26 protein-coding genes are annotated in these 26,625 nt (G+C 59.2%); 7 read left to right on the top strand and 19 right to left on the bottom strand.

Annotation, left to right across the window (positions count from 1 at the left end; translation table 11 throughout):
• Positions 1–107: 107 nt before the first annotated feature.
• On the bottom strand, positions 108–1,478 hold the full coding sequence (locus tag IM267_RS18065; RefSeq protein WP_063867356.1) for an NAD-dependent succinate-semialdehyde dehydrogenase: 1,371 nt from the start codon (positions 1,476–1,478) through the stop codon (positions 108–110).
• A 153-nt stretch (positions 1,479–1,631) separates the two neighbouring features.
• Between IM267_RS18065 and IM267_RS18060 the strand changes: the two genes are divergently transcribed.
• The 3 genes from IM267_RS18060 to IM267_RS18050 are packed head-to-tail and all read left to right on the top strand — an operon-like array spanning position 1,632 to position 4,351.
• Complete coding sequence (locus IM267_RS18060) at positions 1,632–2,375, top strand: AraC family transcriptional regulator (RefSeq protein WP_193033982.1); 744 nt, start codon at positions 1,632–1,634, stop codon at positions 2,373–2,375.
• A 47-nt stretch (positions 2,376–2,422) separates the two neighbouring features.
• A complete protein-coding gene (locus tag IM267_RS18055) occupies positions 2,423–3,076 on the top strand; it encodes a LysE family translocator (RefSeq protein WP_063867352.1) in 654 nt (217 codons plus the stop codon).
• 3 nt (positions 3,077–3,079) lie between these two features.
• Positions 3,080–4,351, top strand: coding sequence for a DUF445 domain-containing protein (locus IM267_RS18050; RefSeq protein WP_107534626.1), 1,272 nt, complete (start codon positions 3,080–3,082; stop codon positions 4,349–4,351).
• On the opposite strand, the gene IM267_RS18045 is transcribed toward IM267_RS18050, so the two are convergent.
• The 7 genes from IM267_RS18045 to IM267_RS18015 form a co-directional block, all read right to left on the bottom strand.
• Positions 4,348–5,424, bottom strand: a complete 1,077-nt coding sequence (locus IM267_RS18045) for a DUF2955 domain-containing protein (protein WP_063867348.1) — start codon at positions 5,422–5,424, stop codon at positions 4,348–4,350. The two genes, IM267_RS18050 and IM267_RS18045, sit on opposite strands and share 4 nt — an antisense overlap.
• Positions 5,414–6,481: an HlyD family secretion protein gene (locus IM267_RS18040; protein ID WP_102750128.1), complete on the bottom strand. Its 1,068-nt coding sequence runs from the start codon at positions 6,479–6,481 to the stop codon at positions 5,414–5,416. Before IM267_RS18040 ends, IM267_RS18045 begins: the two co-directional genes overlap by 11 nt.
• Positions 6,478–6,948 carry a MarR family winged helix-turn-helix transcriptional regulator gene (locus IM267_RS18035; protein WP_193033981.1) on the bottom strand — a complete coding sequence of 157 codons (471 nt, stop codon included), beginning with the start codon at positions 6,946–6,948 and terminating at the stop codon, positions 6,478–6,480. The genes IM267_RS18040 and IM267_RS18035 overlap by 4 nt, the downstream gene beginning before the upstream one ends.
• 150 nt (positions 6,949–7,098) lie before the next feature.
• On the bottom strand, positions 7,099–7,794 hold the full coding sequence (locus tag IM267_RS18030) for a helix-turn-helix transcriptional regulator (protein ID WP_193033980.1): 696 nt from the start codon (positions 7,792–7,794) through the stop codon (positions 7,099–7,101).
• A complete protein-coding gene (locus tag IM267_RS18025) occupies positions 7,769–8,164 on the bottom strand; it encodes an amino acid-binding protein (RefSeq protein WP_193033979.1) in 396 nt (131 codons plus the stop codon). The genes IM267_RS18030 and IM267_RS18025 overlap by 26 nt, the downstream gene beginning before the upstream one ends.
• Complete coding sequence (locus IM267_RS18020) at positions 8,157–8,480, bottom strand: antibiotic biosynthesis monooxygenase (protein WP_193033978.1); 324 nt, start codon at positions 8,478–8,480, stop codon at positions 8,157–8,159. Before IM267_RS18020 ends, IM267_RS18025 begins: the two co-directional genes overlap by 8 nt.
• A gap of 146 nt (positions 8,481–8,626) precedes the next feature.
• Positions 8,627–9,106, bottom strand: a complete 480-nt coding sequence (locus IM267_RS18015) for a carboxymuconolactone decarboxylase family protein (protein ID WP_010427243.1) — start codon at positions 9,104–9,106, stop codon at positions 8,627–8,629.
• A 101-nt stretch (positions 9,107–9,207) separates the two neighbouring features.
• Here IM267_RS18015 and IM267_RS18010 point away from each other — a divergent pair, with 101 nt between their 5' ends.
• A complete protein-coding gene (locus IM267_RS18010) occupies positions 9,208–10,596 on the top strand; it encodes a PLP-dependent aminotransferase family protein (RefSeq protein WP_193033977.1) in 1,389 nt (462 codons plus the stop codon).
• Between the two features lie 45 nt (positions 10,597–10,641).
• Here the strand turns inward: IM267_RS18010 and IM267_RS18005 are convergent, their stop codons facing one another.
• Positions 10,642–10,803, bottom strand: a complete 162-nt coding sequence (locus IM267_RS18005) for a DUF1127 domain-containing protein (RefSeq protein WP_107534623.1) — start codon at positions 10,801–10,803, stop codon at positions 10,642–10,644.
• Between the two features lie 176 nt (positions 10,804–10,979).
• Here IM267_RS18005 and IM267_RS18000 point away from each other — a divergent pair, with 176 nt between their 5' ends.
• Entirely contained in the window at positions 10,980–12,395 is a 1,416-nt protein-coding gene (locus tag IM267_RS18000; RefSeq protein WP_193033976.1) for a PLP-dependent aminotransferase family protein, read from the top strand.
• 92 nt (positions 12,396–12,487) lie between these two features.
• Here the strand turns inward: IM267_RS18000 and foxA are convergent, their stop codons facing one another.
• The 3 genes from foxA to IM267_RS17985 form a co-directional block, all read right to left on the bottom strand.
• Complete coding sequence (gene foxA / locus IM267_RS17995) at positions 12,488–14,596, bottom strand: ferrioxamine B receptor FoxA (RefSeq protein ID WP_112792168.1); 2,109 nt, start codon at positions 14,594–14,596, stop codon at positions 12,488–12,490.
• A gap of 121 nt (positions 14,597–14,717) precedes the next feature.
• Positions 14,718–15,671 (bottom strand): AraC family transcriptional regulator, encoded by a 954-nt coding sequence (locus IM267_RS17990; RefSeq protein ID WP_193033975.1) that lies wholly within the window; start codon positions 15,669–15,671, stop codon positions 14,718–14,720.
• Positions 15,672–15,810: 139 nt separating this feature from the next.
• Complete coding sequence (locus IM267_RS17985; RefSeq protein WP_003863067.1) at positions 15,811–16,044, bottom strand: DUF2171 domain-containing protein; 234 nt, start codon at positions 16,042–16,044, stop codon at positions 15,811–15,813.
• A 220-nt stretch (positions 16,045–16,264) separates the two neighbouring features.
• Here IM267_RS17985 and IM267_RS17980 point away from each other — a divergent pair, with 220 nt between their 5' ends.
• Positions 16,265–16,453 (top strand): hypothetical protein, encoded by a 189-nt coding sequence (locus IM267_RS17980; protein ID WP_047363975.1) that lies wholly within the window; start codon positions 16,265–16,267, stop codon positions 16,451–16,453.
• Between the two features lie 38 nt (positions 16,454–16,491).
• Here the strand turns inward: IM267_RS17980 and IM267_RS17975 are convergent, their stop codons facing one another.
• Together IM267_RS17975 and IM267_RS17970 are read right to left on the bottom strand one after the other, a co-directional pair.
• Positions 16,492–17,613, bottom strand: a complete 1,122-nt coding sequence (locus tag IM267_RS17975) for a cupin domain-containing protein (RefSeq protein WP_107534619.1) — start codon at positions 17,611–17,613, stop codon at positions 16,492–16,494.
• A 134-nt stretch (positions 17,614–17,747) separates the two neighbouring features.
• Complete coding sequence (locus tag IM267_RS17970) at positions 17,748–18,353, bottom strand: ATP-dependent Clp protease proteolytic subunit (protein ID WP_063450782.1); 606 nt, start codon at positions 18,351–18,353, stop codon at positions 17,748–17,750.
• A gap of 322 nt (positions 18,354–18,675) precedes the next feature.
• Here IM267_RS17970 and IM267_RS17965 point away from each other — a divergent pair, with 322 nt between their 5' ends.
• A complete protein-coding gene (locus IM267_RS17965) occupies positions 18,676–19,293 on the top strand; it encodes a response regulator transcription factor (RefSeq protein ID WP_193033974.1) in 618 nt (205 codons plus the stop codon).
• A 3-nt stretch (positions 19,294–19,296) separates the two neighbouring features.
• On the opposite strand, the gene IM267_RS17960 is transcribed toward IM267_RS17965, so the two are convergent.
• Genes IM267_RS17960 through IM267_RS17940 form a run of 5 tightly spaced genes read right to left on the bottom strand, consistent with a single transcriptional unit; the run spans position 19,297 to position 26,521 of the window.
• Entirely contained in the window at positions 19,297–24,882 is a 5,586-nt protein-coding gene (locus IM267_RS17960; RefSeq protein WP_193033973.1) for an ATP-binding sensor histidine kinase, read from the bottom strand.
• 9 nt (positions 24,883–24,891) lie between these two features.
• A complete protein-coding gene (locus tag IM267_RS17955) occupies positions 24,892–25,272 on the bottom strand; it encodes a response regulator transcription factor (RefSeq protein ID WP_045894247.1) in 381 nt (126 codons plus the stop codon).
• A gap of 23 nt (positions 25,273–25,295) precedes the next feature.
• Complete coding sequence (locus IM267_RS17950; RefSeq protein ID WP_003863056.1) at positions 25,296–25,556, bottom strand: XapX domain-containing protein; 261 nt, start codon at positions 25,554–25,556, stop codon at positions 25,296–25,298.
• Positions 25,553–25,774 (bottom strand): DUF1427 family protein, encoded by a 222-nt coding sequence (locus IM267_RS17945; protein ID WP_003863054.1) that lies wholly within the window; start codon positions 25,772–25,774, stop codon positions 25,553–25,555. The genes IM267_RS17950 and IM267_RS17945 overlap by 4 nt, the downstream gene beginning before the upstream one ends.
• A 60-nt stretch (positions 25,775–25,834) precedes the next feature.
• Positions 25,835–26,521, bottom strand: coding sequence for a hydrolase (locus IM267_RS17940; RefSeq protein ID WP_023315321.1), 687 nt, complete (start codon positions 26,519–26,521; stop codon positions 25,835–25,837).
• Between the last annotated feature and the right edge of the window lie 104 nt (positions 26,522–26,625).

Raw genomic sequence — 26,625 nt, 5'->3', positions numbered from 1 at the left:
AATTATTGCACATTGTAGGCCGGGTAAGCGCAGCGCCACCCGGCAAGAAAGGCGATGAGACTGTTAATAAAAAACCTGCCGGATGGCAGGTTTTTTTATGTCCGACATTACTTGCGAACAACCACCAGCTTCTGGTTCACAAACTCTTTGATCCCCAGGTCCGACAGCTCGCGTCCGTAACCCGAACGTTTTACGCCGCCGAACGGCAGTTCTGCCGCCGTATCGGTGAGCCAGTTGATGTACACCATCCCGGTCTCAATACGCGACGCCATTTTCTTCGCGCGCTCGATATCCTGGCTGAACACCGCGCCGCCCAGACCGTAGTGCGAGTCGTTCGCCAGAGCAACCGCCTCGTCGTCATTTTTCACTACGTAGATCTGCGCCACCGGGCCAAAGAACTCTTCGAAGTACGCCGGGTTCTCACGTGATATATTCGTCAGGATCGTCGGTTCGAAGAAGCTCCCGTCACGCTGTACTGGTTTACCGCCAAAGTGCAGCGTTGCGCCGTTTTTCACCGCCTCGTTGACCTGTTTGGTCAATGTTTCAAGCGCGTCTTTCGACGACAGCGGCCCCAGCGTAGTGCTTTCGTCCAGCGGATCGCCAATCTTCACCTGCTTAAATGCCTCGGTGAATTTCTCGAGGAACGCGTCTGCGATGCTCTCGTGCAGGATAAAGCGCTTCGCTGCGGTACAGACCTGCCCGGCGTTATTAAGCCGCGCGTTAACGCCGATCTTCACGGCCTTCTCCAGGTCCGCATCGTCCAGCACCACGAACACGTCGTTCCCGCCCAGTTCAAGGGTCGATTTTTTGATGTGCTTCGCTGCCTGCGCCGCAACCACGCTACCCGCTTTTTCGGAGCCGGTTAATGCGGCACCCTGTACGCGATCGTCGGCGATGATGTTCGCTACCTGATCGGACGAGATAAACAGGTTGGTCCACGCTCCTTCCGGCGCGCCCGCCTCACGTACCAGGTGGGCAAAGGTCTCGGCACAGTGCGGCACGATGCTGGCGTGCTTGGCGATCACCGGGTTACCCGCCGCCAGGTTTGGCGCCAGAACGCGCATCAGCTGATAGTACGGGAAGTTCCACGGCTCTACGGCCATCAGCACGCCGATGGGGTGATGTTCCACCCACGCTTCCCCGAGTTCAGACGGATATTTCACCGGGGCCAGGAACTGCTTCGCATTGTCCGCATAGTAGCGGGCAATTTGCGCGCACAGCTTCACTTCGCCGCGGCTTTGTTCGATGAGCTTACCCATCTCCTGACTGGCAATTTTCGCCAGCTCCTCGGTGCGCTCGTCGATCAGGTCGGCAAGCTTATGCAGTACCGGCAGGCGCTGACTGATGTCGCCTTTGGCCCAGTCAGAATGATAGAGCGCATCGGCCGCCTTCAGCGCCGCTTCTACATCCGCGTCGGTATGTGAGGGGTATTCTTTGATGAGCTGGTTGGTGGCAGGATTTACTGTCTGGTAAGCCATATCGAATCTCCTTGTTTTACCGCTTAGGGTATTAAGGGTAGTCAATGTGACTGGCTATGAAGGTAAAGTTGGGTATATACGGAAGGTTCTTAGTAAGACGCTGCCAGGGCAGGCGCATACATGGTATAAAAAAAGCTCATCACTGGAGCTCTTATGACCGATACCCGCCACATCCGCCAGACATTTCATCGCGCCGCAGGTCTTGAGCTGCGTAGTACATGGCAGAGCACCCGGGCGTACAAACGTCATTGTCATCCGCAGCTCTCCATCGGCGCGATTATGGAAGGCCAGACCTGCTGCGTCAGTCATGGCAGAGAGTTTATCCTGAACCCCGGCGATCTCATTGTCATCCCGGCTTACGCGCCGCACAGCTGCAACCCCGTCAACGGGCAACCGCGCAGCTACCATATGCTCTATATCGACACCGATCTTCCCGTGGCGTTCCAGGTGATTCGCGACCCTGCGCTCTTCAAGCGCTACCTTGATGTTGTTGAGACGATGTCACCTGCATCCGTGGACACGCTACTTTCTGCTCTTCCCCGCTGCGTGGAAAACGCAGACGCGCTTCGCTCTACCAGTCAGCACCTTCAGCAGGCATTTCTTGCCGACCTGGCCGCACCGCCTTCGCTTGACGAACTTGCGCAACGATTCTCGCTGCGCAAAGAGACGCTGATCCGCACCTTCCGGCAGGACACCGGCCTGACGCCGGTCAGCTTTCTCAACGTCTCCCGCGTGGAGTTCGCCAAAGCGCGGCTGCGTGCCGGAGACGACATTGCCGACGTCGGCTACCAGAGCGGGTTTGCCGACCAGAGCCATTTTCATAAGACCTTTGTCAGCTATACCGCGGCCACGCCGCGTCAGTATGCGACAGGCCGATCAATATCTGACAATAAATAGCGTTTGCATCACCGTAGGCTGACCTCAGATTGTTAACCGAGGTTGCTATGGAACTGTTCTTCCCTTCCGCTTTTCTCGCCCTGGCGCTGGCGCATTTTGTCGCCCTGTTAAGCCCGGGCCCGGACTTCTTCCTGCTGGTGGGCTACGCCGCGCGCTACCGACTGCGCGGCAGCGCCGGGTTGTGCTTCGGTATCGCCGCGGGTAACGGGCTGTATATCTTACTGGTGATTATCGGCTGGAGCGCACTGCGCCAGTTTGCCTGGCTGTTTACGCTGATAGAGCTTTGCGGGGCGCTGTATCTGCTGTGGATCGGCTCGCATCTGGTGCGCAGCCAACCGCAGGCGCTGGCGCTTGCAGAAACCCGACAGCGGTGCCCTTCTTTGATGAAGCAGATCCTGCTGGGGCTGGGGTCGGCGCTGTTAAATCCGAAGAACGCGCTGTTCTACCTGGCGCTGATGACGGCGTTACTCGGTCCGGACGTCACGCTGCTTCAGCAGACAACGTGCGGCGTCTGGATGGTGACGGTGGTGCTGGTGTGGGATCTGGCACTGGTGTCGATGATGGGGCTATCGGCGGTGCAACAGAAGCTTAGCCGTTCGCTGTGGTGGATTGAGCGCACGGCGGGCGTGGTGCTGATGGGGTTTGGTGGGTGGGTGCTGTGGCGGTTTTTGCACATTCCCCCCGTCTCCCTCTATCCTTAACCCATGGAAAAAATAGCTGAACTCAAACGCGCCAAGCTTCTTGCGCTGTCGCTGCTGCTGATTGCCGCTGCGGCCTTTATCACCACCCTGTTTCTGCCGCAGACCTTCTGGGTACGCGGCGTGAAGGCCATTGCCGAGGCGGCAATGGTCGGCGCGCTGGCGGACTGGTTTGCCGTCGTCGCGCTGTTTCGCAGGGTGCCCATTCCGTTCATTTCACGCCATACGGCAATCATCCCGCGCAATAAGGACCGGATTGGCGACAATCTCGGCCAGTTCGTGCAGGAGAAGTTTCTGGATACCCAGTCGCTGGTCGCGTTAATTCGCCGCTACGAGCCGGCGCAGATGATTGGTGCCTGGTTCAGCAAGCCCGACAACGCCCAGCGCGTCGGGCTGCATCTGATGCAGGTGATGAGCGGTTTTCTTGAGCTGACCGACGACGGGCGCATTCAGCGCCTGCTCAAACGCGCGGTGCATAAGGCTATCGACAAGGTCGATTTCACCGAAACCAGCGCCGTGATGCTGGAAAGCATGACTAAAAACAACCGCCATCAGGTGCTGCTGGACGCCATCATCAACCGCCTGATTACGCTGATTCAGCGGGAAAGCACGCGGGAGTTTATCTCTGACCAGATTGTCCACTGGCTGAAGACCGAGCACCCCCGCAAGGCGATGGTGCTGCCCACCGAGTGGCTGGGCGATCAGAGCGCAGAGATGGTGTCGAACGCGGTTAACACGCTGCTGGACGATATCAGCCACGACCGCACGCACCAGATCCGCCGGGCATTTGACCGCGCCACGCTGAAGCTTATCGATAACCTGAAAAACGACCCGGAGATGGCGGCCAAAGCCGACAACATTAAGCACTATCTGAAGAATGATGAAGCGTTTAACCGTTATCTGGGTGAAATGTGGGCCGACCTGCGCCAGTGGCTGAAGGCGGATATGCAAAGCGAGGACTCGCGCGTGAAGCAGCGCATTGCCAACGCCGGGCTGTGGTTTGGTGAGACGCTGTCGAATGATGCCAGCCTGCGCGCGTCGCTGAACGAGCATCTGGAGCAGGCGGCGCACCGCGTCGCGCCGGATTTTGCGGCGTTCCTGACGCGCCATATCAGCGACACGGTGAAAAGCTGGGACGCCAAAGATATGTCACGTCAGATCGAGCTTAACATAGGCAAAGACCTACAGTTTATCCGCGTCAACGGCACCTTGGTAGGCGGGACGATTGGCCTGATCCTGTTTTTACTCTCGCAACTGCCCGCCGTGCTGGCGCACTAATCCGCTTTTGGCGGCGCGATAACGTAGCGCGTCGCTTCAAAGCGGTTCAGGATCAGGTGCACCAGAAAGACCATCGTCAGGGTGACCACCAGCGCGAAGGTGACGGAGGTAATGCGGTACAGATCGCTGAACACCAGGTCGCTGTCCGGGTGCATGTTCTGTCCGAACATGATGCCGATGGTGGTAATACTGGCGAAGCCTACCCCGGCGCCAACCTTCTCCATCACGTGCAGACGTGCCCCAAACGCCAGCCCAAGGCCGATCAGCGGCATCATCAGCAGCATATGGCTGCTGTGATCGTACAGAATAAGCTGAACGACGAGGATATAGAGACACCCCAGCACCACGCCGACCACGCGCCAGATAGAGCTGATCACCGAGCCGCGATAGTGCATCGGGAACAGGATCAGAATGCCCGCCATCAGCGCCGACAGGGAATCGCTGAGATCGCTTATCTGGAAAACCACGAAAATCAGCGTCGCCACGGTGCCGGAGAGCAGCGACTCGTGGCGCACGCGGGCATCGTTTTTCTCGATCAGCGGCGGCGGCTTACGCGGCTCAACGTCCGGCAGCAGGTAATTCATCAGCGCGCTCAGACACACCGCCATCACGCTCGCTTCGATGTTTGAGAACAAAAGCGTGTGCCAGTTAGTGGTGGGGTAGCTCATAAAGTTGAGCATCACGCTCTGGCATACCACGCCCATTGAACCGAACAGGAACAGCGGCCCCTTGCTCATAAAGCGAAAACGCATCACGTACAGGGCGAACACCACCAGCGTCATAATGACCGGCCATTGCGACAAATAGCCGATGATAATCACCATTTCGACGCAGTTCAGCGACGCGCTGAAGATAAACTGCTTCGCCACGTGGCGGTTAAATACCGGCACCAGCGAGAGGAGCATGATCGGGTAGACCACGAAGAATACGCCGTAGCTGGTGTTGTAGAAGCTCGAAATGCTCAGCGCAATCATCCCGGCGAAGACGATGCGCAGGGTCTGGCGAAAGTCGTTTGCCGTATAGACAATGTTGCCATGCGGGGTAAAGACCCGCGCCAGGGTGCTAATAGACATAGTGAAGCAGGCTCACCAGATGGATTTGCATTCCGGAGAAGAATCGCGCAAACGGCCCTTCGCTATTATAGAGCTGCACGGTGGCGCGCGCGCCGGTCGGCAGCGGCTTCGGTAAGGCTTCATCCAGCGCCACGTGAATGCGCATACGCTGGGCATCACGCACCCAGCGGTTGGACGTTTCCGGTTCAGAAAGTTGGCCGTTCACCGCCTCCTGGCCTGCGAGGATCCCCGCGTCGCTGCTGGTCACGTGGGCGCGGAAGACCTGCCCCGGGAAGGCGTCAAACACCACGGCGGCGTCGGTCCCCTGGTGGGTATGACGCAGGCTCTTCTCGCGGAAATCCGCCACGATATCGGTCTGGGTGTTCACCAGCGCCAGCGCGGCCGAACCGGACGCGGCGTAAAAACCGGGGCTAAGTTGCAGATTACTGACCGTACCGTCCGCCTCGGCGTAGACCTTCGTCCAGCCAAGGTTCAGCTCCGCGTCATCCAGCGCGTTACGGTATTTTTGCAGCGTCACGTTACGGTGCTCGTCCCGCTCGCCGCGCTGAATGCGCAGGTTATGAATATTCGCCTGAATCGAGCTGACGGACTGCTCGCTGCTCTGCCAGGTGGTGCGGACTTTATCCAGATCCGCCTGCGACACGTTCTGCAAGGTGCTCAGTTTCTGGTAGCGGTCGAAGGTCACCTTGTCGTTACGCGCCGTCAGCACGGCGGTTTTCAGGCTGGCCTGCGCCGCGGCGATCTGCGCGTCCAGCTGATCGTTAGACAGACGCGCCTGCTCCAGCGCGATTTGCGCCGCTTCGACCTTATTGCGAAACGGCGTGGGGTCGAGCTCAAACAGCAGATCGCCTTTCTTGACCTGGCTGTTATTGTGGACATGTACCGCCGCCACATAGCCGGAGACGCGCGCGGACACCGGGGTCACCACGCGCATCACGGTGGAGTCCGGCGTCAGCGGGATCCAGATATCCGCGACGATAAAGTAGACAAACATCAGCAGGAAAGAGGCAATACTCACCCTTACCCAGCGGGCAAACTTTTGTTCAGGAGTCATTATTTTTCGGTCTTATTATCTTCTTCGCGGATTGTCCGCAAATTGCAGGCGATTTGATTGAGTGTGGCGCTGAAAATGTCGATATGTTCCGGCGCGATGTTTTGCGATACGCGCGCCTGAAACGTCTCGATCACCTGAGTGAGCCTTGCAAGGATGGCTTTGCCCTCGGGCGTCAGCGTCAGCAGCCGGATACGCTTGTCGTATGGCGAGACGGTGCGCAGCAGATAACCCTGCTTTTCCAGCTGCGTCAGCGTGCGCATCAGCGGGGGCAGTTCGATACCCTGCACTTCCGCCAGCTCGCTGACCGAGACGTTATCCCCGAGCTGATGAAGCTGCATCATCACCGTCCAGCTCGACTGGGTTAACCCGGTGTCGAGAATGGCGTCGTCGATGACGGCGCGCCACTGACGCACGATCATCGCCATCCGCATGCCCATCGGCCTGCGGCTAAACAGATCTTCTTCACGCATGGGGAATCCTCTCGTAATACGCCATTACGATAATAGTTATCAGGGTAAGTATCAAGAAACGAGAAGTTAAAGCGCAGGAATTGCGAAAATGAAATTCTCCCTCTCCCTGTGGGAGAGGGCCGGGGTGAGGGCATCAGCCCGCAGCGGAGCTTAGCGGCTAAAAAGTCTCTGAACGGCACGTTTCCCCGACACCGTTACCACCACCTCCCTGTACCCCGCCACCCGCTGGATCCACCCTTTGCTTTCCAGATAAATAAGCAGCGCCGCGCCGGCTTCGCCTCCGAGATGAAACCGCCGCTCGCTCCAGTCCAGGCAGGCGCAGCAGACTTTGCGGCGCGGGTGAGCGTTCAACGAAACGCCGAGCGTCAGAAACTGCTCCCGACCATACGGCGTGAGCGCTGAACCGTCTGCCTCCAGCCAGCCTTCCGCCTGCATGAAATCGTAGATCTTTACCGCCACCGCGCCCGCCAGATGGTCGTAGCAGGTCCGCGCCTCCCGCATGGCCTTCGGCGCGGTGGTTTCCGGCGGCGCAATGCGGCGCCAGGAAAGCCCCATCATCTGCTCGACTAACTCCGCCACGTCGTGCCCCGCCAGGCGATAGTAGCGATGCCGCCCCTGAGACAGACAGGTAATCAGTTTACCGTCCACAAGCCGGGCGAGATGCCCGCTGGCGGTCGACGGCGCAACGTCCGCCGCGGTGCTCAGTTCGGTCGCGGTCCATGCCCGCCCGTCCATCAACGCACAGAGCATTTTCACGCGCGACGGATCGGCCATTGCCGCCGCCACCGCCGCAATGGCCTGTTCCAGCGCCGCACTGTTCTCAGGAGGTTGGCTCGTTTTTAACATATGTTGCCCAGGACTCGGTGATCTTTGCGGCCAGCTTATCATCATCCGTCAGCAGAATAAGGTGATTCGCATGGTCGCTGTACTGAGTAAGGATAGACACGCCGCGCGCTGCCAGCGCCGCCGCAATTTCACCCAGCTCGCCGGGGCGCTCCTGCCTGAGTTTTCTGATAACCGGCCTGCGCACCGCCTGCACGGTAAACCCGGCCTCCATCAGCACGCGGCGGGCTTTTTCCCCGTCCTCCACCAGAAAATGGGCTTCCGTACCGAAAACGCCGCCCCCCTCAAGCCCCACGTCGTTGCGCCCCAACAGCTGTCCAAAGCGCGCCAGCTCGCCGGGCCCGTCGTTGAAAACCACATGAACGTCATACATAAACGTGTCCTCCGGTTTCGGAACTGAACTCCCGCACCAGCTGCGCCACGCGAATACGGTAGAAAGAGAAAATCGACTCCCGGCCTTCCGCCTGCGCGGCCTGATGAAAAACGTTCTGCTTCCAGTTGCGGATAGCCTCTTCGTCCCGCCACCATGAGAGCGAGAGAGTTTTTCCGTCGGTGGTCAGGCTCTTGAAACGTTCGATATCGATAAAGCCGTCAACATCCGCCAGCAGGGGTTTAAGTTCAGCCGCGAGCTGCAAATAGCGCGCCTGATGCGCCGGCGCGGCTTTGGCTTCGAAAATGACTGCGATCATGAAGGTCTCTCCGTTGTGATGTTATGGAGAGAATGCAGGACTAATGATGTGGATGCTTCGGTATGGAGCGAAGTGTTTGCCGGATGGCGCTGCGCTTATCCGGCCTACGGTGTTTTGCAGGCCCGGTAAGCGCAACGTTATCGGGATTATTCCAGGTTAGCCTTATTCAGCCCATATGCCGCATCCAGCGAGCCCGGCTCCATGCGGGAGGTAATGCCCAGGCGGTTCCAGGCGTTGATCGCGACAATGGCGAAGTTCAGCTCTGAAATCTCCACGTCCGAGAAGTGCTCCGCCACGCTGCGGTACAGCGCGTCGCTCACCCCGTGAACGCCAATCTGGGTCAGCGCTTCGGTGAAGGCCAGCGCGGCTTTCTCGCGGGCGCTGAACAGCGGGGATTCGCGCCATGCCGCCAGATGGTACAGGCGCAGCTCGCGCTCGCCGGCAATTTTGGCCTCTTTCGAATGCATATCCAGGCAGAAGGTACAGCCGTTCAGCTGCGACACGCGGATGTCGATCAGGTGCTTCAGCGCCGGGTCAATGGAGGTTTTCGCCACTTCCATGCTCAGGGCGGAAAGCGCGTTGGCGAGTGCAGGTGTGGCTTTGTGGTGGTTTACGCGAGTGCTCATTGTCTTTCCTCTTTTTTTGCCGTTTTTGTCATGCGATGAGGCAAATCTACGCCGTTAATGACATAGTAAAAAGACACAAAAAACATGAAATGAGGTAGGACATGAAGCCAGGCTATCACGAGATTTATACCCGCTACCGCGATAACATCACGCGCGGCGTCCTGAAGCCCGGCGACAAGGTGCCTGCCATCCGCGTGCTGGCGGAAGAGCTGAAGGTCGCGCGAAAAACCGTTGAAACGGCCTATGCCATTCTGACGGGGGAAGGGTATCTGGTAAGCCAGGGCGCGCGCGGGACGCGGGTGAACCCGGATCTTCTGCTGCCCGCGCAAAACGCCCCCGCAGAACAAGCGACCGGCACGCTGCCACCGTCGTTGATTAGCCAGCGCGAACGGGCCGGTTTTTTGCGTCCCGGCATTCCCGCGCTCGACAGCTTCCCCTACAAAAAATGGCTGCTGCTGGCGGGCCAGGCGACGCGCGCCATGCGTCAGGATGAAATGCTCAATCCGCCGGTGCTGGGCTGGTATCCGCTGCGCGAGGCGATTGCCCGCTATCTGAATATCTCGCGCGGGTTATCCTGCACTGCGGAACAGGTGCTGATTACCAGCGGCTACAGCGGCAGCCTGCGCCTGATCCTCGACACGCTCGCCAGCCGCAGCGACAAGGTGGTGTTTGAGGATCCGGGCTATTTTATGGGCCAGCAACTGCTCAAGCGGATTGTGCCCCGCCTGCACACCGTGCCGGTCGATCGCGCAGGGATGGATACGGACTACCTGCTGCGCAATCACCCCGATGCCCGTTTCGCCATTGTCACCCCGTCGCACCAGAGCCCGCTGGCGGTAACGCTCTCCCTGCCGCGCAAGCAGCAGCTGCTAGACTGGGCCAGCCAGAACGAGGCGTGGATCGTCGAAGACGATTACGACGGAGAGTTTCACTACACCCGCAAGGTGCTGCCGTCGCTAAAGAGCCTCGACCAGCATGACAAGGTGATCTTTATGGGCACCTTCAGTAAAACCATCATGCCGTCGCTGCGCATGGGCTACGTGGTGATGCCCGCCAGCACTGTCGACGCGTTTACCGACTGCGCGGACATCCTCACCAGCGGCCAGCCAATCCTGACGCAAAAGATCCTCACCGCGTTTCTCAACGAGGGGCATTTTTTTCGCCACCTCAAGAAGATGCGCGCCCTCTATCAGACCCGCCGCGACTGGATGATAGCCGCCCTGCGTGAGGTCTATGGTGACCTGTTCTTCACCGAACAAAACGACGGCGGGATGCATATTGTCGCGTTTCTCGCAAAGGGAAGCGCGGACCGGGAGATTGCCCGCTGCTGGCAGGAACACCAGCTCCAGGTAAATGCCCTCTCAGCGTGGTATCGCGGCTCGGGCAAACGCTACGGGCTGGTGATGGGCTATAACAACGTGCGGACGTATCAGGAGGCGGTGGATTTACTGGAAAGGCCGAAACGGCAGACGCTTGAACTGTTGAGCTGAACATCGCCGGGTGGCGGCTGCGCCTTAACCGGCCTACGATCCGCGTTATACATCATGTCGCGATAACCCTACGTCCCTGAGCTGCTCGTCGCTCATCTGGCTCAGGATGCGGCGGGTCCGGTTGATGCGATACCAGTTGCGGATCGTTTTGCCGATCCAGACAAATACGACGAACGGACGTTTTGAACGGTTCTCGTAGAATTCCATGATGCTCTCCTCACTGTGCCAGTGGGGTTATCATCCTGGAAATCGGCCTGTGCAATACAGATGCAAAAACAACTTTTGTTTAACATACAGATCCGCTAAAACGGTATCTGCATGCCGTTTTTTGCGGCAATCTGTACTGGTTTAACAATCTGTATGGTGAAAATAAAGGATACAGCATGACGCGCTATCAACATCTCGCCAACCTTCTGGCAGAACGCATTGAACAAGGGCTGTATCGCAGCGGCGAGCGTCTGCCGTCGGTGCGCGCCCTGAGCCAGGAGCACGGCGTGAGCATCAGCACCATACAGCAGGCCTACCAGATCCTCGAAAACCTTCAGCTGATCACCCCCCAGCCGCGCTCCGGCTATTTTGTCTCGAAACGCAAAGCCCAGCCGCCCGTTCCGGCGATGACGCGCCCGGTGCAGCGCCCGGTGGACGTCACCCAGTGGGATGAGGTGATGATGCTGCTGGACGCCCGCGCCGACAAAGAGATGATTTCGTTTGGCGGCGGCTCGCCGGACATCAACCAGCCAAGCCTGAAGCCCCTGTGGCGCGAGATGAGCCGCCTTGCGCAGCATAACCCGAGCGAGATGCTGAGCTATGACGTGCTCGACGGCCGCCTTGAGCTACGCGAACAGATCGCCCGCCTGATGCTGGACGGCGGCTCTACCGTCGCGGCAAACGAGATTGTCATCACCAACGGCTGCCACGGCGCGCTGTCGATCGCCCTGCTCTCGGTGTGTAAGCCGGGGGACATCGTGGCGGTGGAGTCCCCGTCGTTTCACGGCACCATGCAGATGCTGCGCGGGTTTGACATCAAGGCAATTGAAATCCCTACCGATCCCGAGACCGGGATCAGCATTGAGGCGTTAGAGCTGGCGCTGGAGCAGTGGCCGATCAAGGCGGTGATCCTGGTGCCCAACTGCAACAACCCGCTCGGGTTTATCATGCCGGAAGCGCGCAAGAAGCAGGTGCTGGCGCTCGCCCAGCGGCACGATATCGTGATTGTGGAGGATGATATCTACGGCGAGCTGGCGGCGGAGTACCCGCGCCCGCGCACCATTCACTCGATGGACATTGATGGCCGCGTGATCTTGTGCAGCTCGTTTACTAAGACCGTGGCGCCGGGCCTGCGCGTCGGCTGGATTGTCCCGGGGCGCTATTACGACCGGGTGATGCACATGAAGTACGCCGCGGGCGGGTTTAACGTGCCGGGCACGCAGATGGCGGTGGCGGCGTTTATTCGCGACGGCCATTACCATCGCCACGTGCGCCGTATGCGCCAGATTTATCAGCAGAATATGGAAACCTACACCTGCTGGGTGCGGCAATATTTCCCGGCAGAAATTTGCGTCACGCGCCCGCAGGGAAGCTTTCTGCTGTGGGTCGAGCTGCCGGAAACGGTGGATATGGTGTGCGTCAGCAAGCAGCTGTGCCGCCTGAAGATCCAGGCGGCGGCCGGGTCGCTGTTTTCCGCATCAGGGAAGTACCGCAACTGCCTGCGGATCAACGTGGCGCTGCCGCCGACGGATAAACATCGCGAGGCGTTGAAAAAGATGGGTGAAGCGATTGTGATTGCGATGGAGGAGTAGTACGTTTTTTTGCCCGGTGGCGCTACGCTTACCGGGCCTACGGGTAGAGTAGGCCGGGTAAGGCGAAGCCGCCACCCGGCAAAATCAACGACTCAGAACTTCCACGAAACGCTGCCCACAATGCTGCGTTCTGCACCGAAATAACAGTAAGAGAGCGAGTTACACGCCGCAACGTAGCTTTTGTCCGTCAGGTTATTGACGTTCAGCTGCGCACTCACGCCCGTGAGCCCCACTTTCGACAGGTCATACCCCACGACCATGTCCACCAGCGTGTACGACGGAAGCGTATGGGTGTTCTGGCGATCGCTGGCGATCCCGTTGACATAGCGCACGCCGGAGCCGACGGTCAGGCCGTCCAGCGGGCCGGTTTTGACGTCGTAGCTCAGCCAGGCGCTGGCCATGTTACGCGGGGCATAGACGGCGCGCTTGCCCTCCTCTTCCGGGCTGCTCTTCTTATAGCGAATATCCGTGTAGGTATACGCCGCCTGCATGCGCAGGCTGTCGGTCAGCTGACCAATCGCCTCCAGCTCAACGCCTTCAGATTCGATTTCACCGATGGAACGGTACGGATCGGTCGGCTCCTCTTTGGTGGCAATGTTCTTCTGGTTGATGCGGAACACCGAGGCGCTGAACTGGCTGTTCATCCCCTCCGGCTCATACTTCACGCCCGCTTCCCACTGCTTGCCCTTCATCGGATCCAGGATATTGCCCTGCTCGTCGGCAAAGCTGGTCGGCGTAAAGGCGGTGGAGTAGCTGACGTACGGGGCAACGCCGTTATCAAACAGATACAGCAGCGCCGCGCGGCTGCTGAAGTTGTTTTTATCCAGATCGCTGCGGGTGTGGTTGAAGTTGTCGACGTTCGACACGCTCACCTGGTCGTAACGCCCGCCGAGCGTCAGGCGCCAGCGGTCAACGGACATCTGATCCTGTAGGTAGTAGCCGGTCTGGCGAAGCTTATGCTTTTCCCTGCTGTACTGGGTGATGTAGTCCGGCTTTGCGCCGTAAACCGGGTGGAAGGCGTCAATCGGTGGGAAGCCGCCATAGTAGCCGGTCACGTTGTTGGTGCGGTCCTGGTAGTCCATGCCGATCAGCACGCGGTGGTTTACCGCCCCGGTGTCGAAGCTGCCGTCGACCTGATTATCCAGGGTGATGGCGTTCATCTTCTCGTCGGAGCCGGAATAACCGCGGTTCAGCTCGGTGTCATTCAACCAGCCTGCGGCATACACCTGGTTCAGCTCCACTTTGGTGTGCAGGTAGCGCAGCTTCTGGCGCACGGACCAGCCGCTGTCAAACAGGTGTTCAAGGTTATAGCCGACCATGTTTTCCCGACGATCGTACTTGTCGTAATCGTCTTCACCTTCAAAGAACGTATTGGAGATTTTCTTCCCGCTGTGCGGCACAACGGTGCCTTCATACGGCAGGCCGGAGTGGCTGCCGCCTTCCGGATCGCGGTGCAGGTAGGCCATCAGATCCAGACGGGTGTTATCGGTGATACGCCAGGTCAGGCTCGGCATCAGCGCGTAACGCTCTTCCTTCAGCGGATCGAACTGGGAATCGGCATAGCGGGTCATCCCGCTGAGGCGCACCGCCACGCGGTCGTTATCATCAACCGGGCCGGTGACGTCGAACATCGCCCCACGCTGGCTATTGTTTCCGGCAAAGAGCTTGATCTCCCCGCCCGGATCGAACGACGGCTTACGGGAGGTAAGCGCCACAATCCCGCCCGGCGATGAACGGCCATAGAGCACGGAGGCCGGGCCGCGCACGACTTCGATACTGTCCAGGAACCACGGATCAACCACCAGCGAGCTGTGGGAGTTGGTGTCGCCCATCATCTTCAGGCCGTCCAGGTAGACGTTGTCCAGGCTGCCGTCAGAGAAGCCGCGCAGCACCATGTAGTCAAAGCGGTTAGACGCCCCAATCTGGTTGCTGTAGACCCCCGGCGTGTAGCTCACGGCCTGACGCACGCTGGTTGCGCCCTGCTCTTCGAACTGCTCGCGCGTGACGATAGAGACCGACTGCGGAGTTTCAATATCCGGCGTTTCAAGCTTGGTGGCCGCAGACTGCATCTGCGAGGTCACCACCACGGTGTCAGTTTTTTGCGCATCCTGCGCCAGTAAAGGAAAAGCGACGCTACCGGTAACCCATCCCACCAGCAGTGCCAGACGCGATTTAGCAAACATAACCCTCTCCAGAGATATTTCTTATTGTTAATAAGAATTATTACCTTTTTGAGAGTGCAAACGGCTATGCGCGCCGCCAGGTTACGTATGCGCGATGCTAAACCGCACGGGATGCGTTCGCGCGATGGGCGAAATTACGTTAGCGGAGTTTGCGCACGTCGCCCGGAGAAATCCCGTAATGACGACGGAACGCGGTGGCGAAGTTGGTGGCATGCTGATACCCGCACATCCAGGCCGCCTGCTGCACGCTGTGGCCCTCCAGCAGATAGCGGCGCGCCAGCGCAAGGCGACAGTCGCGGAGATAATCGAAAAGCGTGCAGCCGTAGCGCTGACGGAACTTGCTGCGCAGGCTGCTTGGGCTCATTGCAGCCAGGGCCGCCAGCTGCGCGAGAGTATGATCCCGTTCAGGAGACTGTTCCAGCATGCTCCGCACGCGTTCCAGACGCGCATACTCAGGGCGGCTCGGGCAGGGCTGCTGGCGCTGGTTCAGGCCGTGGCCGAGCAGCTGATACATCAGTCCCTCCAGCAGCAGCTTACGCGCGAGCACGCTTCCCCTCTGCTGCTGCGCATGCTGAATACCTGACATAACAAACTCGGGAACGTGCCAGACAAACGTGGGTGTATTCAGGTTTTGCCATTCCAGCAGCAGCGACTCAAGCAGGGCTTCACGCCCGGCTTCATGCGGGTACACGCCAAACGAGAGCGTTTTCAGCGAGCTGTCGGCGTCGTGACGCGCGCTCATCACCTGTTCCTCACTCAGACGGGCGCTGAACGCCATGCCGGGACGCACGTGATAGTCGATGCCATTGAGCGCGATCGTAACGCACCCTTCCAGGACGACCAGCATATAGAGCGGGCTGCTGTGGCGGGATGTGGTTTCGTAGGGTTGTAATACATGCACGTCGGAGTGGGTCAGCGAAATGCCGGACGAGAGCGTCATCTCTTCCACATTCCCCTGCAACACCGGGCTGCCGCTGACCTGCTCCCCTTTTAACAGCGGGAAACGGTAGTCGATGCCGTAGCGCTCGCCGAATATCTGAAAATCTTCAACAAAAAATAGGCGTTTCGCTGATCTATTTTCACTCTGGAGCATAATTCGGGGCCTGCATCGGGGAAAGGTCAGGCAAAACAGTACCATCCCTTTGCCATGTCAGCAATCACCGGGCGCAGACACTATTACGCTCCGGACAAAGCCGGAGCGAAGGCGTATATTTCTTAACGAGAAATATATTTTATGCTTCCTGCCACTCAGCAAAAACCTCTTTATGGTTTTTGGTCAGGACAACTTTATTATCTTCGACCTTATCGACCCAGCCGAGAGGAATAAAGTGGTGCTTGCCGCCCGATTCCGGGTCGCTCTTCGCAAGCTTGATACGCTCACCGTCTAAATGGTCCACAACCCCGACGTGCGTTCCGCAGCTGGCGACAACCTGAGTGTGATCCTTAATTGCGCTTTTATCTACCATAATCATTCTCCTGTTTCGGTTATTTGCCTGTTGCACGAAATTAACTGTAGCGCATAAATTCAGGCTTAAAAGACTTATTAGCATTTTGAAACATCATTGACAGAATGGAATATTATGTCTATTTAACGCCGAATCGAAAAAAATAAGAATGAGATGAATTATTACCGGCTGATTATTTCCCGTTCATAATTAAATTATCGCAACCAACGAGGAGGTATTTATGACGATTCGCAACAATAATCGGGCAGAAATTTCGCTGGCTCTTGGTGAAGCGGTCTTAGACATCGTGCAAAAAGGCCATGAGGTATCGCGAGAGAATCTGGCCCAGGCGATGAAAATCAAAGCGGAGAAAGAGCGCGACGACGAGCGGCTTTTGAACTACTGGAAGGCGTGTAACATGCTGGTTTGAACGTAGCGGCGTTTAGGCTGACTAAACGCCGCCTGCTGTTACTCGTCGAAGAACCAGTAGCCCTGGTTAATCAATCCGGTCAGCTCGTCCACAAACGCCGGATTATTCAGCGCGTCGCCCAACTCGGCCTGGCCGAGCTCGGTGTAGCGGCACAGCGCGTCTGCCCCGTTCATATCCGCCGTTTCCAGCTGTTCACTGTTGATAAAAACGCTGCCGTTGACGTTCAGCACGCGCAGCCCGCTCAGGCGGGAGAGCGTTTCGCCCCCTTGCAGCGCGTCGAGCACCTCTTCTGCTGAATACGGCGGCTCGGCGGCGGCAATATCCAGCTCGTGACGCGGCGTGGAGACGAAGCTGCCAAACCATTTCGTGAAATCGTCCGGCTTGCTAATCATGTCGATCATCATCTGGCGGATACGATCGAGCTCGTACTGCTCCACGCGGCCCGGGTGTTCGCGGCAGGTCAGATCCGGATCGCTGTAGTGCTCGCCGCCCAGATCGTTTTCCAGCGCGTAATCAGCAAAGCTGCTGATCAGATCGCGGCCGTTCGGCCCGCGGAAGCCGACGGAGTAGTTGAGCGCGGTTTCATGGGTGAAGCCGTCATGTGGGAATCCAGGCGGAATATAGAGGATATCGCCCGGCTCAAGATCTTCGTCGATGATCGGCTCAAACGGATCGACATGCAGCAGCGCCGGATGCGGACAGAACTGACGCATCGGCAGCTTGTCACCCACGCGCCAGCGACGGCTGCCCATCCCCTGGATGATAAACACATCGTACTGATCGATATGCGGCCCCACGCCGCCCCCCGGAACGGAGAAGGAGATCATCAGGTCATCAAGACGCCAGTCCGGCAGCACGCGGAACGGACGCACCAGTTCGGCGGCGGGCATATGCCAGTGGTTCACCGCCTGCGCCAGCAGGGACCAGCCGGTTTCACCGAGGTTATCGAAATGCTCAAACGGACCATTGCTCGCCTGCCACTTGCCGTTGGCATGGCTTACCAGGCGGCTATCGACTTCCGGCTCCATCGCCAGACCCGCCAGCTCGTCCGGCGTAATCGGATCGACAAAATTCGGGAAGGCATTTTTCAGCACAACGGGTTGTTTTTGCCAGTATTTTTCAAGAAATTCCGGCCAGTTCAGGTTCAGTTGATACGCCATGGTTAGCACCAGTGAGAGGGTAAACAGGCGCGATTATAGGGGAGACGGCTGGGGGGGAACTTGTCATGGGTCAAACGAGCGCGCGTAGGTCGGGTATGGCGAAGCCGTCACCCGACGCACGCGCGGGCTAAAACTTAATCCAGGTTCAGCTCGTCATAATGGGTAATCAGCTTGCCCACAATCCCGTAGTCCAGCGCTTCCGCCGGGGACATCCAGAAGTTGCGGTCAGTGTCTTTCTTCACTTTCTCCAGCGGCTGGCCGGTGGCGTCAGCAATCAGCTTGTTCACGCGTTCCAGCATGCGGATGATCTCGCGCGCTTCGATCTCAATATCCGTCGCCTGACCGCGCACGCCGCCCAGCGGCTGGTGGATCATAAAGCGAGTATTCGGCAGCGAGTAGCGGTGCTCTTTTTTCGCTGCCAGGAAGATGGTGATCCCGGCGCTCGCCACCCAGCCGGTGCCGATCACGTGCACTTCCGGACGGATGAACTTAATGAAGTCGTGGATGGTGTCGCCCGCTTCCACGTGGCCGCCCTGGCTGTTGATGTACAGCTTGATCGGATCGTTGCTGACGCTTTGCAGCAGGATCAGCTGGGTGATGACCTTCTGGGCCAGCTCCTGGTTAATCTCACCGGAGATGACAATCGAACGGGATTCCAGCAATTTTTGCTGTAGAGCGCCCGCGCCGGTCGTTCCTTCCGCTTTTTCTTTATCGTCACTGCTTTTCAGTGTGTAGTGCATTGTTATGTCCTCAGCTTGTCGCGCTCAAAACCAGAGTGTAGCCTGTTTTACCCGTCTCCGTCCTCACTCAAAAACATCGCGGGTTAAGATGCATATCGCCTTGCGGGCGTTCGGGTTCCGCAACCGGAAAGCCTCTAAAAACAGCGTTTCGATACTAACTAAATCGCCACATTTTTATTACACTTTCATATCATCTTCATATTGATAAATGATAATGATAATTAATGTGTTAGTATGAATGAGCATAGCAAACAGTCCCTTACGTTCATTTCGGGGCCGTTTTTATTCTCAATGATTTACTGAGCGCACACCGGGGCGGTGAATGGAACACATTGTGTATGTGGTTGATGACGATGACCCAGTCAGGCAGTCCGTAATCGGGCTGCTGGAATCAGCGGGCCTGAACGCCATCGGCTTTTCCTCGGCAGAAGCCTTTCTTCAGCACCCCTTTGACGATTTGCCCTCCTGCGTGATCCTCGACATGCAAATGCCCGCCATCTCGGGTTTTGAGGTGGCGGACGCGCTCAAAGACAGCGGACGCGAGATCCCGATTATCTTTCTCACCGGGCACGGCACTATTCCCATGTCGGTGCGCGCCATTAAAGGCGGGGCTTATGAATTTCTCACCAAGCCCGTCGAATCGAGCGCGCTGCTCGACGCCATTGAATCCGCCCTTCAGCTGGCGGAAAACAACGCCCTGCGCAACAAAGAGCACTACGCCCTGAAGCAGCGCCATATGTCCCTCACCCCGCGCGAGCGTGAGGTGCTTGAGCTTGCCATCATCGGCAAGCTCAACAAGCAGATCGCCGCCGAGCTGGGCGTCAGCGAGATAACGGTGAAAGTGCACCGCCGCCGGGTGATGGAGAAAATGCAGGTTCGTTCCGTGGCCGAGCTGGTCAGGGCCGTCGAGCGCCTGACCCAAAGCCAAACCGTGGAATAACCCTTACGCCTCCGGGCCGGCAAGCGGCAGCGCGAAAGCAAACACCGTGCCGTGCGGCTCCCTGCGGCGCGCGCTCAGTTTTCCCCGGTGCCGCTCAATGATGCTGGCGCTGATGGTCAGCCCCATCCCCATTCCCTGTGCCTTGGTGGAGTAGAACGAATCGAAGATCCGCTCGGTAAGCTCCGGCTCAATGCCGCTGCCGGTATCGGCAATCTCGAAGATCACCTTTCCTTCAATGCCGTTCGCGGTGGAGATCGTGATGCTGCACGGGCGATCTTTTATCTCCGCCATCGCTTCCACCGCGTTCATCACCAGGTTAAGCAGCACCTGCTGGATCTGCACGCTGTCGCCAATGATAAAACTGTCGTGAGCGTTTAAAAGGTAATCAACGCTAATGTGTCGCAGCTCAAGCTCGCTGCGGGAAAGCATAATAATGTGGTGGATCAGGAAGTGCAGATCGATGCGCGTAAGCGTGGGATCCTGCTTGCGGGTCAGGGATTGAATGCTGCGGATGATCTCCCCCGCCCGCTCGCCCTCGGCGGCGATCTCTTCCAGCCCCTCGCGCACCTTGTCGAGCCGCGCCGGATCGCGGCCAAGCCAGCGCAGGCTCGCCCCGGCGTTCGAGACAATCGACATCAGCGGCTGGTTGATCTCGTGGGCGATCGAGGAGGTCAGCTGCCCGACGGTGGTGGCCCGGGACACCCGCGCCAGATCCGCCTGCGCCACCCGCATCGCATCCTCCGCCGCCCGCTGGCTGGTGATGTCGGTGATGATGCCGTAATACTCGTTCACCTCGCTGCCCACGCCCACCGGATCGCCAATCCCCAGAATGTAGCGCACGGAGCCGTCGGTGCGGATAATGCGAAACTCCGCGCGCATGGAAAGCCCGTCGCGCACGCTCTGGTTAACGAGGGCGCCAATCCGGCCATAGTCGTCCTCATGGACGTAGGTCAAAAACTCCGCCATTGACAGCATTTTTTGCTGTTCCGGCAGGCCGAGAATGCGGGCGTACTCTTCGGAGATAAACATCAGATCCTGCACCAGCTCCCAGCGCCAGCTGCCGGTGTGGCTGATCTGCTCGCCCAGCATGAGGGACGTCTGGCTGGCGCGCAGCTCTTTCTCCACGCGCCGACGGTGGATATTTTCCGCCAGCAGCTCGGCGTAAAGCCGCGCCGTCTCCAGCGAAACCGCCGCCTGCGCGCCCAACAGGCTGACCACGCGCGAGTGCTCGGCGGTAAACACCTCCGGCATCAGGCGGTTTTCCAGATAGAGTACGCCCACCAACCGCGCCTGCTTGAACATCGGCACGCACATCACCGCGGCGCCGGACGTCACCAGATACGGATCCTGGCTGAACGGGTGGAACGCCTCCGGCTTGCCGGTGCGGATCTCCTGCCCGGTGCGGATCACCGCAGCCAGCACCGACAGCGGCATGTCCGTCGCCATCGGTGACTCTTTCACGATGCGCACCCGCACGCCGTCGGTGCTGGTCCAGGCGCTGGCTTCAATTTCCGGTATATGATTATCGCTGACGCGCAGCAGCAGACCGCGCTGCGCCCCGGCCCGTTCGAGCAGCAGCGTCATCAGGTTTTCGATTAAGCGTTCGAGGTTAATCTCTTCGGACAGGGCGCGCGAGGCTTTGATGACGCTCTGTAAATCGCGGATCACCTCGTCCTGGGCGAACGCCACCGACTCATACGCCCGGCTCTGCCCGGAGGCCAGCAGGTGCGGGAAATCCTGCTCCAGCTGGCGCACCTTGGCCTGCGCCCCGGCGCGGCCCCAGGCGGCAATCGACCCGCGGAAATGGGCGTCGGAGGCGGTCGGGTAGCCGCAGGCCAGCGAGAAACGCCCCGCCAGCTCGTGCGCCAGGGCATTGATCGGGTTAAACCCGCCCTCCCGCGAGAGGCGCACCGCCTTTTCATACTGCTCCAGCGCGATGCTGTTCATGCCGTCCAGACGGACGATTTCGGCGTAAATCAGCGCCTCTTTATCGGCAAACGTGCCCGGATTGATCCGCGCCCAGAGGGCAATTTTGTCGTAGTGGTGATGAATGCTGCGGCGATAATCCGCCGAAAAGGTCTCCGGCGTGAGCTGGCGCGAGAGGGCCAGCGCGCTGTAAAGATGGTAATCCAGCAGATGGATATGGCCCGGCGCGGACCACGCATACCAGCCCGCCCTCTCTAAATCCGCCTGCGCGTCGGCATATTCGCCGCAGGTAAAGTGCGCCATCCCGCGATAGAGCCAGTACCAGAACAGCATGGTCGACGTTTGCTCGGGCGCCTGCTCCGGCGGTGCGGGCAGCAGATCGTCAGGCAGCGCCTGGGCGGCGCTCCAGGTGCCCGTCACCGGCGTACGTAAAAACTCCACGTAGCGGCGCTGAATGTGCAGAACGGTTTCAATGTCCTGGAAATCCGTTTTACGCACGAAGGCCAGACCGCGATCGATGCTGGTCAGCACGCCGTCCAGATGATCGCCCCGGGAGAGGAAGTTAATGATTTGATGACAGGCTGCGAAGCAGGCCATCGTCGTGTCGCCGTGCGTTACCGCTGAGGTAAAACAGGCTTTCGCGCACTCGATAGTGTACGACAGCGGCTGGGTCCAGACGCTGAGCTGGTCGAGCGGCAGCAGGGTTTTGGCTTCATAGGCATCATAGCCGTGGCGGTTTACCAGCTCGCGAGCCAGCGTGCCGTACTCAAACCCGAGACGGTATTCGGCGTAGCGGTGGCCAATCAGCACGCCAAACCAGGCCATCGCCGTGGTGGATGCTCCGGTAATGCCGTGGTCGAGCGTGAGGTGCATCATCCGGCACAGGAGTAAAAAGTGCAGCCGTGGGCAGGTAAAGCTGGCGAACATACTGGCGCTGTAAAGCAGGTTCATTACCGCTTCAGTCTCTGCATTCTTCATCAGCGTCAGCTGAGAAAACGGGTTCTGTGGCGCGTCGGCGATGCGTTCACAGAACTGCTGCCAGGCCTCGTCACAATCGGCATTTTCCGGGTAGCGGCTGACCTGGATCCCGAACACGCCCAGCCAGCACAACGAGGCCTCCAGCGCCAGGCGTATCTCCGACTGGCGCATATAGACTTCCGCCAGCAGGTTGGCCGCCAGCGCTTTCTCTGTCAGCCCGCCCGGTGAACCAAGGATCGTATCGCACAGCGCCCGCGTACGCTCCAGGTGCCCGAGCGCAAACTCGCAGCCCGCCTCTTCGATATCGAGCATAAAGTCCGATACCGGACCCGCATTCCCCAGCGCTCTGGCGGTCTGGATATAGCTCAGGGCGGAAAGGTAATCGCCGGTACGCTTCGCACGCCGCGCGGCCTGGAGGCTCAGCTCACGGAATCTCTGGCGCTGCGGCGCAGGCTGGACGCAGTCCAGCGCGGCGCTGACGTGGTGAACCGCGCGGAACAGCAGCTCATTGCCTGCCGCCTGGCGCGCGGCGTCCGCCAGCAGGCTGGCGGTGGTCAGGTGCAGATGGCTTTTCTCGCCCTCATCCAGCAGGGCAAAGGCGGCTTCCTGCACCCGATCGTGGGTAAAGGCATACTCTTTTTCCGTCAGCACAATCAGTTGAGCGGTCACCGCCGGGTGAAGCGCGTAGCGGATTTCCGCCGCCGACAGCCCCACCACGCGGCACAGCATCTCCAGCTCGCCCGTACAGCCGAGGCAGGCGATGCTGCCCAGCAGACGGCGCGTTTCGTCAGGCATCTCCTTGAGCTGTTCCAGCACCAGCGTCACCACGTTTTCGGTGTAGTGCCGGGCGCGGATCGCCTGAAGATCGTAATGCCATTTACCCTGATATTTGTTGTGCACTACCAGCCCGTCATCGACGATGCGGCGGAAAAATTCCTGCACGAACAGCGGGTTGCCGCCGGTTTTTTCGTGGATCAGCGTAGCAAGATCGGTGGTGCCGGCGCTGCGGGCATGAAAAATCCCTCCGAGCCAGCGCGCCACGGCCTTCACCGACAGCGGCTGCGGAACGATCGTCGTGGCGTGCTGCGCCGCTTCCGGCAGGCTCGCCAGCGCGGTCTGCAAGCTGGGGTCAGAAAGTGAACTGAGATCGCGGTGCGCCACCACCACCAGCAGCGGAATGGCGCCGCAGGTACGCAGCAGGTGATCGAGCGTTTGCAGGCTGGCGACGTCGATCCACTGCACATCATCCAGCAGCAGCACCAGCGGCGTGCCCTGGGTGGTGAAGGTTTTCACCAGCGCCAGCACCATATGACTGAAGCGCGCCCGCGCGTCGATGGAAAACGTATCCGCTGAGAAACGCGGTTTGTTCTCCAGGAGTAAATTCAGCTCCGGCACCAGGCTGACGGCCAGCTCCTCGTAGCCTTCCAGCGCGCGCGTCAGGCGGATTTTCCACGTCGCCACCTCCCCGGCTGGCAGCCCGAGCAGGTGCAGCGTGAGCGTCCGAAACGCCGAACTCAGCACGCCGTAGGGCAGCGTGGGGGAATATTGATCGACCTTGCCCACCGCCAGCAGCACCTTGCGCTGTTGCAGCGATTTCAGCGTGGTGGCGATCACGGAAGATTTGCCGATCCCCGACGGTCCGCCAATCGTAACCAGTTCCGGCGCACCGCTCTGGCTCACCCGCTCAAACGCGGCGATGACGTCGCTGGCCTGCGGATGAGCGGAAAAAAGCGAATCGGCCAGATGGATCGCCGGAGAGCGATCCTGCTGGCCGGGAATAAAGTCGACAATTTCGCCTTCAACCGTCAGCGTCGCCTGGCAGCGCCTGAGGTCGGCAATCAGCCCGTCGACGGTCTGATAGCGGTTCTCCGGATTCTTCTCCAGCAGCTTAAGGATGATGGTCGACAGCATGCCGGGGACATCCGGGCGCACCCGGCCCGGCGCAAGCGGCTCAGAGGCAATGTGGTAATGCGCCCAGCTGGTCTGGTCATCCGCGCTCAGTTCAAACGGTAATCGCCCGGTCAGAAGTTCATACAGCACGATACCCAGGCTGTAGAGATCGCTCCGGCTGTCGACGGCGCGCCGGGTACGGGTGGTGTGTTCCGGTGACATGTAGGCGGGCGTGCCGCCAGACGCGGCAAGCCGGGTCTGGGAGAACGCGTCAGAGGTGCCGCAGGCGAGGCCAAAGCTGCACAGACGGCAGGTGGCGTCATGGTGAACGAAGATCGACCCGGGTTTGATATCGCCGTGGATCAGGTTGTGCAGATGCATCTGGCGCAGGGGACCGCAGATGCGGATTGCCATCTCAATAAAGCGGGCGATCCCGGAAATCGCCTTGCCTGCCCGGCACGCCAGCAGTTCAAAGCAGAACGGCGCGTAGACCAGCGCAAAACGTCCGCGGTACTGGGTAGAAGCGACGGGCCGGATGGCCCAGCCGTCATGAAGCCGATCGCGCAGGGCAAACTCGTTCTTCAGCAGGCGGGTTGCCCGCTCCTCTTCTTCATCGCTGACCGCGGTGGCAATAATAAACGAACCGCCGGACTGGGGATGCCGCGCGTTCATCCAGGAGATGCCGCCCTCCTGCGCCAGCACGGTAAAAATAACATCCTCTTTCAGAACAAAAGCCCGCCCTTCATGGAGACTTCCCCGGGCGGGCCAAAATGCAGGCGACGTATGTTCGTTCATCCGCGATCCTTATTGTCGGCGGGTCAGCTCCCGCTGAATATGATCCAGCAGAATATCGATGTTAATCGGCTTACGCAAAAATGCAGCGGCGCCCAGACTGAGTGCATACCGCTGCATATTTTCATCAGCATGGCCGGAGATAAACAGTATTGGCGGCGGCGGCGCGGCCAGCAACCGCAGCTTCTCAAACAGCTCGATGCCGTTCATGCCGCGCAGCTTGATGTCGGCGATCACCAGCGACGCGCCGGACAGGGCGAGAGGGTGGCTTAAAAACACCTCTGCCGAATCGAAGGTATCGGTAGCATACCCTTCCGATTGCAGCAGATTACTGAGCCCGCTGCGAACAGAGCGTTCGTCATCGATGATGGCAATGCGCCACGGCAGCGTCATGCTGTCTTTCCTCAAACAAATCGTTACGCGTCGCGGCTTTCCTTCGCGGGCGCGGGGGGCGCAGTACCGCTGATTTTCGGTACGCATTCATGACGAAACCAGGCCAGGGTCAGCGGTTCGCGGCTCACCAGACGACGCCCGATGGGGATCAGCTGTTCACCCACCAGCATGCCGAACAGGCCTAGCAGCGCGACGACCGGCGGCGCCGGGGAATGTACGTCGAGCAGGGCGTAAAGTACCCCAGCCGCGACCCCACACACCAGCGAAATAATCCAGGCCTTCATGATGACGCTCCGGTCGGGTGTTGAACGTGGGGAACCGTCACCTGCACGGCAGCCGGATTATCGCGGGATAAAAGATGACGCATCGCCTGTTCGCCTGCCAGCATGCCCAGCAGGCCAATCAGCGCCAGCGCGGGCGGCGCGGGGGACCGCACCTTCAGCACGGCGTACATCAGGCCAATCAATACGCCTGCCGCGAGGGATATCAACCCTGTACTCATTGAAAACTCCAGAGAAAAAGGCGCGGCGAGCCGGATGAGGGACCAGCCCGCCGACGAGGCTTAGCGTGCCGGGACCGGCGCTAAAGTGCGGTGCTCGCTCTTCTGGCGAGACGGCGCTTTGTGCACCATGGTGTAGGCGTAGTCCACGCCCATGCCGTAGGCGCCGGAGTGCTCGCGCACGATATCCATCACCGCGGTGTAGGTCTCTTTGTGCGCCCAGTCACGCTGCCACTCCAGCATGACCTGCTGCCAGGTCACCGGGATCACGCCCGCCTGGATCATGCGCTGCATCGCGAAGTCGTGGGCCTCTTTGGAGGTGCCACCGGACGCATCTGCCACCATGTAAATTTCGTAGTCGCCTTCCAGCATCGCGCACAGGGCAAAGCTGTTGTTGCACACTTCGGTCCACAGACCGGCGACAACCACTTTCTTCTTGCCGTTGGCCTTCAGCGCGTCACGCACTTTCTGGTCGTCCCAGGAGTTCATGGAGGTACGCTCCAGAATGTCCTGGCCCGGGAACACGTCCAGCAGCTCCGGATAGGTGTTGCCGGAGAAGCTTTCGGTTTCAACGGTAGTGATGATGGTCGGGATGTTGAACACTTTTGCCGCTTTCGCCAGCGCCACGGTGTTGTTTTTCAGCACCTGGCGGTCAATAGACTGCACGCCAAACGCCATCTGCGGCTGGTGGTCGATGAAGATGATCTGACAGTTGGCAGGGGTTAAGACTTCGAGCTTTGAAGTGGTCATAAGATTATCCAGTGAGGTTAAAGGTTAAAATCGTCGCGAAAGGCACGCCGATAAAATCGCATTCATCCTATGACCCACGCCGCCGGGGCGTAATTATCTCTTCG

Origin of the sequence: Enterobacter cloacae complex sp. P15RS (genome assembly GCF_014895905.1) — a bacterium.
Taxonomy (GTDB): Bacteria; Pseudomonadota; Gammaproteobacteria; order Enterobacterales; family Enterobacteriaceae; genus Enterobacter; species Enterobacter quasihormaechei.
This window is presented reverse-complemented; position numbering and strand designations above follow the sequence as displayed.